General features: G+C 65.5%; 14 protein-coding genes. 6 read left to right on the top strand and 8 right to left on the bottom strand.

Annotation, left to right across the window (positions count from 1 at the left end; genetic code table 11):
• Nucleotides 1–83: 83 nt before the first annotated feature.
• The 5 genes from nrdF to FOS14_RS04240 form a co-directional block, all read right to left on the bottom strand.
• Nucleotides 84–1,049, bottom strand: coding sequence for a class 1b ribonucleoside-diphosphate reductase subunit beta (gene nrdF / locus FOS14_RS04260; RefSeq protein WP_143769036.1), 966 nt, complete (start codon nt 1,047–1,049; stop codon nt 84–86).
• A 31-nt stretch (nt 1,050–1,080) separates the two neighbouring features.
• Nucleotides 1,081–3,207, bottom strand: a complete 2,127-nt coding sequence (gene nrdE / locus FOS14_RS04255; protein ID WP_143769316.1) for a class 1b ribonucleoside-diphosphate reductase subunit alpha — start codon at nt 3,205–3,207, stop codon at nt 1,081–1,083.
• Nucleotides 3,208–3,224: 17 nt separating this feature from the next.
• Nucleotides 3,225–3,680, bottom strand: a complete 456-nt coding sequence (gene nrdI / locus FOS14_RS04250; protein WP_143769317.1) for a class Ib ribonucleoside-diphosphate reductase assembly flavoprotein NrdI — start codon at nt 3,678–3,680, stop codon at nt 3,225–3,227.
• A 50-nt stretch (nt 3,681–3,730) separates the two neighbouring features.
• On the bottom strand, nt 3,731–3,964 hold the full coding sequence (gene nrdH, locus FOS14_RS04245; protein ID WP_143769035.1) for a glutaredoxin-like protein NrdH: 234 nt from the start codon (nt 3,962–3,964) through the stop codon (nt 3,731–3,733).
• Nucleotides 3,965–4,335: 371 nt separating this feature from the next.
• Nucleotides 4,336–4,908: an NAD(P)H-dependent oxidoreductase gene (locus FOS14_RS04240; RefSeq protein ID WP_143769034.1), complete on the bottom strand. Its 573-nt coding sequence runs from the start codon at nt 4,906–4,908 to the stop codon at nt 4,336–4,338.
• A gap of 112 nt (nt 4,909–5,020) precedes the next feature.
• Between FOS14_RS04240 and FOS14_RS04235 the strand changes: the two genes are divergently transcribed.
• Genes FOS14_RS04235 through FOS14_RS04210 form a run of 6 tightly spaced genes read left to right on the top strand, consistent with a single transcriptional unit; the run spans nt 5,021 to nt 11,268 of the window.
• Nucleotides 5,021–5,650 (top strand): TetR/AcrR family transcriptional regulator, encoded by a 630-nt coding sequence (locus FOS14_RS04235; protein WP_370512162.1) that lies wholly within the window; start codon nt 5,021–5,023, stop codon nt 5,648–5,650.
• 22 nt (nt 5,651–5,672) lie between these two features.
• On the top strand, nt 5,673–6,629 hold the full coding sequence (iolC, locus tag FOS14_RS04230; protein WP_143769032.1) for a 5-dehydro-2-deoxygluconokinase: 957 nt from the start codon (nt 5,673–5,675) through the stop codon (nt 6,627–6,629).
• Complete coding sequence (gene iolB, locus FOS14_RS04225) at nt 6,622–7,488, top strand: 5-deoxy-glucuronate isomerase (RefSeq protein ID WP_143769031.1); 867 nt, start codon at nt 6,622–6,624, stop codon at nt 7,486–7,488. Before iolC ends, iolB begins: the two co-directional genes overlap by 8 nt.
• Nucleotides 7,485–9,392: a 3D-(3,5/4)-trihydroxycyclohexane-1,2-dione acylhydrolase (decyclizing) gene (gene iolD / locus FOS14_RS04220; protein WP_143769030.1), complete on the top strand. Its 1,908-nt coding sequence runs from the start codon at nt 7,485–7,487 to the stop codon at nt 9,390–9,392. The genes iolB and iolD overlap by 4 nt, the downstream gene beginning before the upstream one ends.
• A complete protein-coding gene (locus tag FOS14_RS04215) occupies nt 9,392–10,297 on the top strand; it encodes a sugar phosphate isomerase/epimerase (protein ID WP_143769029.1) in 906 nt (301 codons plus the stop codon). The genes iolD and FOS14_RS04215 overlap by 1 nt, the downstream gene beginning before the upstream one ends.
• Complete coding sequence (locus FOS14_RS04210; RefSeq protein WP_143769028.1) at nt 10,294–11,268, top strand: Gfo/Idh/MocA family protein; 975 nt, start codon at nt 10,294–10,296, stop codon at nt 11,266–11,268. Before FOS14_RS04215 ends, FOS14_RS04210 begins: the two co-directional genes overlap by 4 nt.
• On the opposite strand, the gene FOS14_RS04205 is transcribed toward FOS14_RS04210, so the two are convergent.
• The 3 genes from FOS14_RS04205 to FOS14_RS04195 are packed head-to-tail and all read right to left on the bottom strand — an operon-like array spanning nt 11,265 to nt 12,965.
• Nucleotides 11,265–12,035 (bottom strand): fructosamine kinase family protein, encoded by a 771-nt coding sequence (locus tag FOS14_RS04205; protein WP_143769027.1) that lies wholly within the window; start codon nt 12,033–12,035, stop codon nt 11,265–11,267. The genes FOS14_RS04210 and FOS14_RS04205 overlap by 4 nt on opposite strands.
• Nucleotides 12,035–12,616 carry an ATP/GTP-binding protein gene (locus FOS14_RS04200; protein WP_143769026.1) on the bottom strand — a complete coding sequence of 194 codons (582 nt, stop codon included), beginning with the start codon at nt 12,614–12,616 and terminating at the stop codon, nt 12,035–12,037. Before FOS14_RS04200 ends, FOS14_RS04205 begins: the two co-directional genes overlap by 1 nt.
• Complete coding sequence (locus FOS14_RS04195; protein ID WP_143769025.1) at nt 12,597–12,965, bottom strand: DUF742 domain-containing protein; 369 nt, start codon at nt 12,963–12,965, stop codon at nt 12,597–12,599. Before FOS14_RS04195 ends, FOS14_RS04200 begins: the two co-directional genes overlap by 20 nt.
• Nucleotides 12,966–12,975: the final 10 nt, after the last annotated feature.

Below are 12,975 nucleotides of genomic sequence, written 5' to 3'. Positions count from 1 at the left end.
TCTCTTTTGCCGAGATGATGGCTACGGAGACGTTGTTCGAGTGGCCCTGTCCCTAGCCATCATCTCGTCGACCGGTTAGAGGATCAGAAGTCCCAGTCCTCGTCTTCGGTGTTGACCGCCTTGCCGATGACGTAGCTCGAACCCGACCCGGAGAAGAAGTCGTGGTTCTCGTCGGCATTGGGTGACAGCGCCGAGAGGATCGCCGGGTTCACGTCCGTCTCGTCGCGCGGGAACAGACCCTCGTAGCCGAGATTCATCAGCGCCTTGTTGGCGTTGTAGCGCAGGAACTTCTTGACGTCCTCGGTGAGGCCCACCTCGTCATAGAGGTCCTGGGTGTACTCCACCTCGTTGTCGTAGAGCTCGAAGAGCAACTCGAAGGTGTAGTTCTTCAGCTCGTCCTTTTCGGCCTCGGTGAGCAGTTCGAGGCCGCGCTGGTACTTGTAGCCGATGTAGTAGCCGTGTACCGCCTCGTCGCGGATGATCAGCCGGATCAGGTCGGCGGTGTTGGTGAGCTTGGCGCGCGAGGACCAGTACATCGGCAGGTAGAAGCCGGAGTAGAAGAGGAAGCTCTCGAGCAGCGTCGAGGCCACCTTCTTCTTCAGCGGGTCCTCGCCCTTGTAGTACTCGAGCACGATCTCGGCCTTGCGCTGCAGGTTCGGGTTGTCCTCGGACCAGCGGAAGGCGTCGTCGATCTCGCGGGTGGAGCACAGCGTCGAGAAGATGGAGCTGTAGCTCTTGGCGTGCACCGACTCCATGAACGCGATGTTGGTGTACACGGCCTCCTCGTGCGGGGTCAGCGCGTCCGGGATGAGGCTCACCGCACCGACCGTGCCCTGGATCGTGTCCAGCAGCGTCAGGCCGGTGAAAACCCGCATGGTGAGCTGCTTTTCGGAGTCGCGCAGCGTGTTCCACGACGGGATGTCGTTGGACACCGGCACCTTCTCGGGCAGCCAGAAGTTGCCGACGAGCCGGTCCCAGACCTCGGCGTCCTTTTCGTCGGGCACCCGGTTCCAGTTGATCGCGGAAACGCGATCGATCAGTTTCACCATGTGTTCGTTCCTCGTCTGAAGTCCCGCGCCGTCACAGCATGCACGAAACGCAACCCTCCACCTCAGTGCCTTCCAACGCCAACTGCCGCAACCGGATGTAGTACAGCGTCTTGATCCCCTTGCGCCAGGCGTAGATCTGCGCTTTGTTCAGGTCGCGGGTGGTCGCCGTGTCCTTGAAGAACAGCGTCAGCGACAGTCCCTGGTCCACGTGCTGAGTGGCCGCGGCGTAGGTGTCGATGATCTTCTCGTACCCGATCTCATACGCATCGGAGTAGTACTCCAGATTGTCGTTGGTGAGATATGGCGCCGGGTAGTAGACGCGGCCGATCTTGCCTTCCTTGCGGATCTCGATCTTCGACGCCACCGGGTGGATCGAGCTGGTGGAGTGGTTGATGTAGCTGATCGACCCGGTGGGCGGCACGGCCTGCAGGTTCTGGTTGTAGATGCCGTGCTCGGCTACCGCGGCCTTCAACTCACGCCAGTCGTCCTGAGTCGGGATGTGCACGCCGGCGTCGGCAAACAGCTGCCGCACCCGCTCGGTCGCCGGTTCCCACGCCTGCTCGGTGTACTTGTCGAAGAACTCGCCAGTGGCGTACTTCGACTCGGGGAAGCCCTTGAAGTACGAACCACGTTCCTTGGCAAGCAGATTCGACGCACGCAGCGCGTGGTACAGCACCGTGTAGAAGTAGATGTTGGTGAAGTCGATGCCCTCTTCGGACCCGTAGTGGATCCGTTCCCGCGCCAGGTAGCCGTGCAGGTTCATCTGCCCGAGACCGATCGCATGGGAATCGTTGTTGCCCTGCTCGATCGAGGGCACCGAGTAGATGTGCGTCTGATCCGAGACCGCGGTCAGCGCCCGAATCGACACCTCGATGGTCCGGGCGAAGTCCGGCGAGTCCATCGTCTTGGCAATGTTGAGAGAGCCGAGGTTGCAGGAAATGTCCTTGCCCACTTTCCGGTAGGACAGGTCCTCGTTGAAGTAGGACGGCGTGGACACCTGCAAGATCTCCGAGCACAGGTTCGAGTGGGTGATCTTGCCCTTGATGGGGTTGGCCCGGTTCACCGTGTCTTCGAACATGATGTACGGGTAGCCCGATTCGAACTGCAGTTCCGCGATGGTCTGGAAGAACTCGCGCGCCTTGATCTTCGACTTGCGAATCCGCTTGTCGTCGACCATCTCGTAGTACTTCTCGGTGACGTTGATGTCGGCGAACGGCACGCCGTAGATGCGCTCGACGTCGTACGGCGAGAACAAATACATGTCCTCGTTCTTCTTCGCCAGCTCGAAGGTGATGTCCGGGATCACCACGCCCAGCGACAGCGTCTTGATGCGGATCTTCTCGTCGGCGTTCTCGCGCTTGGTGTCGAGGAAGCGGTAGATGTCCGGGTGGTGCGCGTGCAGGTAGACCGCGCCCGCGCCCTGTCGGGCACCGAGCTGGTTGGCGTAGGAGAAAGAGTCCTCGAGCAGCTTCATGATCGGAATGACACCGGAGGACTGGTTCTCGATCTTCTTGATCGGCGCGCCGTGCTCACGAATGTTGCTGAGCAGCAACGCAACTCCCCCACCTCGCTTGGACAGCTGCAGCGCCGAGTTGATGGACCGGCCGATCGACTCCATGTTGTCTTCGATGCGCAAGAGGAAGCAACTAACCGGCTCGCCGCGCTGCTTCTTGCCCGAGTTGAGGAACGTCGGAGTGGCCGGCTGGAACCGGCCCTCGATGATCTCCTCGACCAACTGCATGGCCAGCGTCTCGTCACCGGCGGCCAGCGTCAGCGCCACCATGCACACCCGATCCTCGAACCGCTCGAGGTAGCGCTTGCCGTCGAAGGTCTTCAGTGTGTAGGAGGTGTAGTACTTGAACGCACCGAGGAAGGTGGGAAACCGGAACTTCTTCGAGTACGCGAAGTCAAGCAGGCCCTTGACGAAGTTGCGGGTGTACTGGTCGAGAACCTCACGCTCATAATAGTTTTCGCGGATCAGGTAGTCGAGCTTCTCGTCCACGTTGTGGAAGAAGACGGTGTTCTGATTGACATGCTGCAGGAAGTACTGGTGGGCGGCTTCCCTGTCCTTGTCGAACTGGATCTTGCCGTCCGGCCCGTACAGGTTCAGCATCGCGTTGAGGGCGTGGTAATCCAAGCCCTCGGTGTCCGACTCCATCCGGGGGGCCGAGCGCTCTACGCGCCCAGCCGGTGCGAGCGTGGTTGACGTTGCCACTGAGTTCCTTCCCAGAACGATCCCAGGCCTTCTCTGACGCGCGCAACGTCGTCGGCCGTTCCCATCAACTCGAAGCGGTACAGGTACGGCACCTGACACTTTCGAGAAATCACATCTCCTGCGGCACAGTATGTTTCACCGAAGTTGGTGTTGCCGGCCGCGATGACGCCGCGTATCAGCGAGCGGTTGTGCGCATTGTTGAGGAACCGGACGACGGGCTTGGGCACCAGCCCCCGCTCCCGGCCGACGATGTGCGCTCCCCCGCCATAGGTCGGGGTGATCAACACGTAAGGCTCGTCTACCCGGAACTCGCCGCCGGAGTCGTGCAACGGAATACGCACGGCGGGCAGTGCGAGCCGGTCGACGAATCGGCGGGTGTTCTCCGAAACGCTGGAGAAATAGACCACCAATCCCATGCCGTCAGCCATGTCGACACCGTTCCGCGAAATTTCGGCGTGCTGCGGCCTCAGGCGGCCACTACTGTCAGCGACTTGATGCGGTCGGGACGGAACCCGGACCAGTGCGTGTCACCGGCCACCACGACCGGAGCCTGCAGGTAACCCAGCGCCATCACGTAGTCGCGCGCTTCGGGGTCCTGAGAGATGTCAACGACGGTGTATTCGATACCGGCCTTGTCGAGCGCGCGGTAGGTGGCATTGCACTGAACGCAAGCCGGCTTGGTGTAGACGGTGACGGTCATAGAAACTTCCCCTTTTCCATGGCCCCGGGGTAGTTACTGCATCGCTCCCGGAACTGGCTGACAGTTGTCGTTAATGGTTTGCTGCTCGGTGCGGAAGTGACACGAATCACGCCGGATCTTCGGGGTTGCTTTCGGCATCGGAGCGAAATTTTGCGGCTCGAGATGCCCTGAATTAGTCCTTCATGGGTTGTGCTTCTTCCGTGCCCCAGACACTACACCTAGTGGCCGACAGATTTAGCAAACACGAGATGTTGCGACTCACATTCATGAAATTCCCTGGTCGTAAGACTTCGGCCGGGAAAAATTACGAAGCCGCCTCGGCGTGTCGCACATCACACCGAGGCGGCTGGCGTGTCGAGGCCGCGTAGAGCTCAGCGCACAGGCAGCAACTCTCGCCGCGACGCCGCGACCAAGCCGTTGATGACCGCACGCAGCTCGTCGGCGAATTCAGCATGCTCGCGCGGATGCTCGGCACCGAACTTCTCGATCGTCTTGCCCACGGTCAGGCCAAGATCATCATGCACTACGCCGCGCGCGACGCCGACCGCCTTCGCGGTGTCGGCCTGCGCCCAGGCGGCGCCGTTGGGGCTCGGCGACGCACTGATGACCGCAACGTGGCGCCCTGCGAGCGCGCCCGCGCCGAAAGGCCGCGACAGCCAGTCGATCGCGTTCTTCAACACCGCCGGGATGGTGCCGTTGTATTCGGGAGTGACCAACAGCACCGCATCGGCCGCGGCAACCGCCTCGCGCAGCGCAGCTGCGGCGGGGTCGAGGCCATCGGCAACGTCGATGTCTTCGTTGTAGAAGGGCACCTCGCCGAGGCCGTCGTACACAACGACGTCCACGCCGGCCGGCGCCGCCGCCGCTGCCGCCTCGGCGATGCGACGCGACATCGCGTCCGCACGAAGACTGCCGTACAGGACCACAATGCGACTGTCACTCATGAACTTCTCCTCGCTTCGAAACTCTCCGCCAGCACGCGGACACACTGCCAGTACAAACGGACCGCGGTCCGAGTTCATTCCCGGTCGGTCGCCGCTGCGTACGATGGCTACTGTGTCCTCGCCCGAATTGCCCGTCCTCAACGGTTTTCCCGCGTTGACCGTGGAGAGCTCCGAGCGCGGTGATGCGGCGCGCAACCGGCGGTTGTTGCTGGAGGCCGCGGCCGAACTGGTCGCCGAACGCGGAGTGTGCGCGGTGACCATGGACGCGGTGGCCAACCGGGCCGGCGTCGGCAAAGGCACCGTCTTTCGCCGGTTCGGCAGCCGCGCCGGCCTGATGAACGCCCTGCTCGACCACTCCGAGCGCGAGTTGCAGCAAGCCTTCATGTTCGGTCCCCCACCGCTGGGCCCGGGCGCCGAACCCGTCGAGCGACTGGTGGCCTTCGGCCGCGCGCGACTCGCCCGCACCGAGGTAGAGGGCGAGGTCCGCATCGCGGCCGAGGATGCCGGCGGGCAACGCTACGAGTTGCCGCCCTATTTGTTGTCGCTGTCACACGTGATGATGCTGCTGCGCTCAGCCGGCGTGGCAGGCGACGTGCGTCTGCTCGCCGATGCACTGCTCGCGCCGCTGGATGCCGAACTAGTTATGCACCAACTCCGCGGTTTAGGGATGCCGATCGAGCAGATCGCCGACAATTGGGAACTGATCGCGCGCCGGGTTTTGGCGGGCGGGTGCGACAGCTAGACCATCGACGCGGAGTGAGAAGGTGACGAGCGGCAGCTTCGATGTGGTGGCCATCGGGCGCTGCGGTGTCGATGTCTACCCTCTGCAGACCGGCGTCGGCCTCGATGAGGTGCAGACCTTCGGCAAGTTCCTCGGCGGCAGCGCGGCCAATGTCGCCGTCGCCGCGGCACGCCTGGGTTGCCGCAGCGCGTTAATCTCCGGCGTGGGCGCCGATCCTTTCGGCGGCTTCGTACGCACCAGCCTGCGCGAGCTTGGGGTGGACGACCGGTACGTCGTGGTCGACGACCATCACCCGACGCCGGTCACTTTCTGCGAGATCTTTCCGCCGGACTACTTCCCGCTCTATTTCTATCGCGGCCCGGCACCACCCGATCTGCAGCTGCGCGCCGACGACATTCCCGCCGATGCCGTGGCCGGCGCGGGGGTGTTCTGGTCGACGGTCACCGGCTTGTGCGCGCAGCCGAGCCGCTCTGCGCACTTCGCCGCCTGGGACCACCGTCGTCGCCGCAGCCACACCGTGCTCGACTTGGACTACCGGCCGATGTTCTGGCCGTCGGTGCAGTCCGCGCGCGAGCAAGTCCGGCAGGCGTTGGCCCTGGTGACGGTCGCGGTGGGCAACCTCGCCGAGTGTCAGATGGCGGTCGGCACCGCGCAGCCGGACGACGCGGCCGAGCGTCTGCTGGACCTCGGTGTCGAGTTGGCGGTGGTCAAGCAGGGCCCGCTCGGCGTGCTGGCCAAGACCAGGACGGAAACCGTCCGGGTGCCCGCCCTCGACGTCGCGGTGGTCAATGGCCTCGGCGCCGGCGACGGATTCGGCGGCGCGCTCTGCCATGGACTGCTACACGGTTGGTCGCTGGAGAAGACCGTGCAGTTCGCCAACGCCGCGGGCGCGATCGTCGCGTCCCGGCTCGAATGCTCGACGGCCATGCCGACAGTCACCGAGGTCACCGATCTGCTCGCCGGCGGTGCCGATGTCTGATCGCCGCTACCACCTGCCCGCGGGTTCCCTTGCGACGCCGCGCTTTTCCTGCGTGGTGACGCCAAAGCGCGCCGGATGGAGCGAAACCAGCCTCTGGATCATCGAACTGGCGCCAGGCGAGGCCGTGCCACTGGAAAGCGCCGAGGACGAGATCGTCGTGCTGCCCCTGCGCGGTTCGGCCGAAGTATCTTGCGGCGCAGAATGCTCCGTGCTGTCCGGGCGCCCCTCGGTGTTTGCCGGCCCCACCGACTTCGCCTATGTGGGCCGCGAGAGCGCGTTCACCGTGACATCGGCGGCTGGTGGGCGGTTCGCATTCTGCGGGGCGCGGGCCCGAAAGACACTGCCGTTCCGTTACGTTCCGGCCTCGGCCGTGGCGGTCGAGTTGCGTGGAGCCGGGCAGTGCAGTCGGCAAGTCCACAACTTCGCCACTGCCGACACGTTCGACGCGGACTCGATCATCGCGTGCGAAGTCATCACGCCGGCCGGCAACTGGTCGTCGTATCCCAGCCACAAGCACGACGAACACACCGAGCACGAGTCGCGGCTCGAGGAGATCTACTACTTCGAATTCTCCGACTCTGACAACGGTTTCGGCTACCACCGGGTATATGGAACCAGCCAGCGCCCCATCGATGTGCTTGCCGAGGTGCGCGCCGGTGATGTGGTGCTGGTGCCGCACGGCTATCACGGGCCGTCTATCGCGACGCCCGGATACGACATGTACTACCTCAACGTCATGGCCGGCCCCGATCCCGAACGGGCCTGGCGGATCACCGACGATCCCGCGCATGGCTGGATTCGCGGCACGTGGGCAGGCCAGCCGGTGGATGCCCGACTGCCGATCGGTAGGCCGCAATGAGCACGATTCGACTTACGGTCGCACAGGCCACAATTCGTTTTCTGGCCAATCAGTACAGCGAGCGCGACGGCCAGCGCCAGCGCCTCGTGGTCGGCTGCTTCGGCATCTTCGGGCACGGCAATCTGGCCGGCCTCGGAACGGCGCTGCTCGAGTCCGAACTCGACGACCCCCGGCGGCTGCCGTATGTGTTGGGCCGCAACGAACAGGCGCTTGTGCATGCGGCGGCGGCCTACGCGCGTGCCCGTAACCGCCTGCAGACGTGGGCAGTGACGTCGAGCATCGGACCGGGAGCGACGAACATGGTCACGGGCGCCGCGCTCGCGACCATCAACCGCCTGCCGGTGCTACTGCTGCCCGGTGACGTCTTCGCCACCCGCAGCGCGCCGCCGGTGCTGCAAGAGCTGGAATGCTTTGGCGCAGGCGATATCAGCGTCAACGACGCGCTGCGGCCGGTGTCGAAATACTTCGATCGAGTGTGGCGTCCGGACCAATTGCCCGCCGCGCTACTGTCCGCCATGCGGGTGCTCACCGATCCGGTCGAGACGGGTGCCGTCACCATCGCGTTGCCGCAGGACGTCCAGGCCGAGGCGTTCGATTGGCCGGATGATCTTTTCGCGGAGCGGGTTTGGCGCGTGCCGCGGTCGGCGCCGGAGGGCGCCGACATCGCTGAGGCCGCCGCCGCGATCCGTGCGGCCCGTCGTCCGCTCATCGTCGCCGGCGGTGGGGTGCTGTATTCGGAGGCGTCGCACGCGCTCACCGAGTTCGCCGCCGCCACCGGCATTCCCGTCGCCGTGACCCAGAGCGGCAAGAGCGCGATCCCCTCGCGTCAGCCCGAATGTGCTGGTGCCATCGGCGTTACCGGCACGGCGGCCGCCAACGCGCTGGCCCGTGACGCCGACGTGGTCATCGGAGTCGGCACGCGCTACACCGATTTCACCACCGCATCGCACAGCGCATTCGGCTGTGCGCAGGTGCGCTTCGTCAATATCAACGTGGCCCGCTTCGACGCGGTCAAGCTCGGCGGAATCGACGTGGTCGCCGACGCACGTGCCGCAATCGACGCTCTCACAAAAGAACTGGGCGGCTATCGGGTAGAGGACGCGTATCACCGCACAGTCGCCGAACGGGTGGCGGACTGGGACCACGCCGTCGCCGAAGCCACCGCCGTCGACGGGTGCGAGCCGCCAACCCAGGCCGCGGTCATCGGCATGGTGAACGCGGCCGCCGGGGAAGACGACGTCGTGGTGTGCGCCGCCGGGTCCATGCCCGGTGACCTGCACAAGCTCTGGCGGGTGACCAAGCCGGGGACGTATCACGTGGAGTACGGCTACTCGTGCATGGGCTACGAGGTGGCCGGCGGCCTCGGCGTCGGACTGGCGCGCCCCGGCGGGGACGTGTTCGTACTGGTCGGTGACGGTTCGTGGCTGATGATGTCGAGCGAATTGGTCACTGCCATCCAGGAGGGCGTCAAGCTGATAGTCGTGCTCGTCGACAACGGCGGCTTTGCCTCGATCGGCGGACTATCCGAATCCGTAGGCGCCCAACGGTTCGGTACCGCATACCGATTCCGCTCGCCATCGGGCCGCCTGGACGGCCCGCCGCTGCCGGTCGACCTCGCCGCCAACGCCGCCAGCCTCGGCGCGCACACCATCAGCGCGACAAGCTGTGCCGAGTTCGCTGATGCGCTCCGGGAGGCGAAGGCATCTGAACATACGACGGTCATCCACGTGCGCACCGACCCGCACACCGTCGCACCGGCGAGCGAGTCATGGTGGGATGTACCGGTTTCGGCAGTACCAGGGGTCGCAGACACCGCCCGCGCCCGCACCGAGTACGACTCGCACAAACGCGCGCAACGAGACTACCTGCGGCCGACTCGCGACTCGCTGAGGGAGGACAGCTAATGAGCGTGATTCATATTGGCACAGCACCCGATTCGTGGGGTGTGTGGTACAGCGACGACCCGCGCCAACCACCGTATCGGCGGTTCCTCGACGAGGCCGCCAGCGCCGGATACGGCTGGATCGAGCTCGGCCCCTACGGCTATCTGCCGACCGATCCCGCACAGCTGCGCGACGAACTCCGCGCGCGCGAGTTGCGGCTGGCCGCGGGAACGGTTTTCGAGCAACTGCACGGCGAAGGCTCCTGGGCGCAGGTGTGGGAGCGGGCGCGTAGGGTCGCCGAGCTCACCGCCGCCGTCGGCGGCCGCCACATCGTCGTGATACCGCAATTGTGGCGCGACGACCGCACCGGCGCCGAGGTCGAGCCGCGGATGCTCGACAGCGCCGCGTGGGATCGGAAGATCCAGGGCATCAACAGGCTTGGCCGCGAGCTTTACGAACACTACGGCGTCCGGATGCAGTACCACCCGCACGCGGACAGCCACGTCGCCAGCCCCGAGCAGGTCGAGAGGTTTTTGGCCGAAACCGATCCGGACTACGTGAGCCTGTGCCTCGACACCGGCCACATCGCTTACTGCGGCGGCGACAACGCGGCACTCATCCGCAATCACCCCGAGCGCATCGGCTACCTGCACCTGAAGCAGGTCGATGCGGAAATCGCCGCCAAGGTCAGCGCAGAGGACCTTTCTTTCGGCGCCGCAGTGGCTTTGGGCGCGATGGTCGAGCCACCGCTCGGCGTTCCCGAGTGGCCGCCGCTGCTCGACGCCATCGCCGGCCTGGACCGAGACATTTTCGCCATCGTGGAGCAAGACATGTTTCCATGCCCGGCCGACGCACCCGCCCCGATCGCCCGGCGCACCCGCAACTACCTCGCCGGCTGCGCCGGTCCGGCGGTTCGGTTCCGATGAGCACCCTGCGCGTCGGCGTGATCGGCGCCGGCGTCATGGGCACCGATCACGCGCTGCGCATCACCAGCGGCACAACGGGAGCCAAGGTGCGGGTGGTCAGCGATGTGTGCGAGGACCGGGCGCGTGCGGTTGCGTCGACGGTTGGGGCGCGGGTCGTCATCGATCCCTTCGACGCGATCACCGATCCCGACGTTGACGCTGTCCTCATCGCCTCGCCTGCACATGCGCACGAAAAGCAGCTGCTGGCCTGTCTGGCCGCAGGTAAGCCTGTGCTGTGCGAGAAGCCGCTCACCACCGACGCACACACCGCGCTGGGGGTCGTCGAGGCGGAGGCCGCGACGGGTCGCAGACTGATCCAACTCGGTTTCATGCGCCGGTTCGACAGCGAGTACATGCAGATGCGCGAGCGAATCGGCAGCGGCAGGCTCGGCACCCCGCTGCTGATCCATTGCACCCATCGAAATGCCTCGGTGCCAAGCTATTACGACAATGCATCGGTGGTCAACGATTCACTCGTGCACGAGATCGACGCCGCCCGGTTTCTGCTTGGCAGTGAAATCGCCGCGGTGACCATGGTTTCCGGTCGATCCTCGCCGAAGGCGCCTGAGGGCCTGCGGGACCCGCAGCTGGCGCTGCTGGAGACCACCGACGGCGTGCTCGTCGACGTCGAGCTGTTTGTCACCACGGGGACCGGATACGAGGTGCGCGCCGAGGTGGTCGGTAGTGACGGCAGCGCGGTGCTCGGCCTACGCGACGGCGTGACCGGTGACTTCCGCCAACGCTTTTCGCACGCCTATGCCCGGGAACTGCAGTGCTGGATCGATGCTGTGCGCGGCGCGCCGGTCGACGTAGCAACCGGTTTCGTGGCCGCCGGATCCTGGGACGGGTACGCCGCGGCCGCGGTGTGCGCGGCGGCACGGCATTCGCTCGTCACCGGCGGACGCGTCACCGTGGAGATGGCGAGCCGTTAGGCCAACCGACGAGTCCGCACCGCCGCCTCGTGCAGCGCCCGGCCGTAGCCGGCGCCGTATCCCGCGGCGTGCACGGCCAGCGGATGCAGTTGGTGCACCGGCACTCTCGCTCGCCAGCCGTCGCGCAACCGATGCTGGTCGGTGTAGCCCGCGATGATCTCGTCGAGATAGGCACAGCCGAACAGGTCGAGCATGGCCAGATCCGTCTCCCGGTGACCGCCGTGCGCCGCCGGGTCGATCAGCACCGCGCCATTGGTCGTCCACATGACGTTGCCGTTCCACAGGTCGCCGTGAATGCGCGAAGGCGGCTCACCGTCATCGAACGTGCCGGCCGCGACGAGATCGCAGGCGCGTTCGATATCACCCAATTGCTCGCCGGTCACGCTGCTGGCGTCGACGGCGATGCGCAGGTAAGGCAACACCCGCTCGGTCACGTAGAACTCGCCCCACCGCGCGTGCTCGGTACTGCTCATCGGGCGCTTACCGATGAAGATCTGGCCGGTGAAGTCGTCCGGGGCACAACCGAAGCCGCGACCATCAACCCCGGCATCGTGCATGCGGGCCAGCGCACCGCCGAGCGCGCGGGCCGCCGCGGCACGCGGTGCAGCGCTGTCGACCCGTTCCAAAACGATGTGCGAGCTGTCCACCTCGAGCACCCGCACTACCGGCGCTCCGGCATCGGCCAGCCACCGTAAACCCGCGGCCTCCGCGGGAAAGAAGTCCGGGTGAACGCCGGCGCGTTGTTTGCGGAAGGTCCGCTCCTGCATCAGGCCGGTGCCGACAGTCGCTGTAATGCGTACTCGGCCACGGCAATCAATGCCGACTTTGCCGAATCCCGCTCGCGCGCATCAATGGCCATCATCGGGACATCCGCGGGAATGGCCAGCGCCTGCCGGATCTCCTCCAGCGGATACCGCGGAGCATCATCGAACACGTTGAGCGCCACCAAAAACGGCAGGTTCTTGGCCTCGAAGTAGTCGACCGCCGCGAAGCTGGAGTCGAGTCGGCGGGTGTCGATCAGCACGATCGCACCGATCGCGCCGCGAATCAGGTCGTCCCACATGAACCAGAACCGCGATTGCCCGGGGGTGCCGAACAAATACAGCACGAGGTCGTCGGCAAGGGTGAGCCGGCCGAAGTCCATGGCGACCGTCGTGGTGTCCTTGTCCGGCGTGGCCGCCAAACTGTCCACGGCGGCACTGACTTCCGTCACCATCGCCTCGGTGCGCAGCGGCACGATCTCCGACACCGCGCCGACCAGCGTGGTCTTGCCGACGCCGAAGCCGCCCGCGATGACGATTTTCGCCGACGTCGCGGCCCGGTCTTGGTTAGATACTCCGAAGCCCACTCAGCACCCTTTCGATCAGCTGCCGCCGCTCGTCGTCGGTGGCGTCGTCGCGCAAGGTGGCCAGCACCTGCACATATCCGGCCTCAACCAGATCCGCGACCAGCACCCTGGCGACGCCCAGGGGCACCCCGACCCGCGCCGCGATTTCAGCAACCGAGGGCGACTGCGCACACAGCGCCACGATCGCCGCCTCGACATCATCGAGTTCCCGATGCCTGTTCACCGGCTCGGGAAGCGCCCTGATGAGCGCCTCCACCGCAAGCTCCACGGCCGGCTTAGTGCGGCCGGATGTGAGCGAGTAGGGCCGAACCAGGCTCGGCCCCTGCGGCTCCGGCGAGCGGTCAGTCATGGTGACGCCC

Source organism: Skermania sp. ID1734 (assembly GCF_007489285.1).
GTDB lineage: Bacteria > Actinomycetota > Actinomycetes > Mycobacteriales > Mycobacteriaceae > ID1734.
Note: the sequence above shows the minus strand (reverse complement) of the source record. Positions and strands in the feature narration are given on the sequence as shown.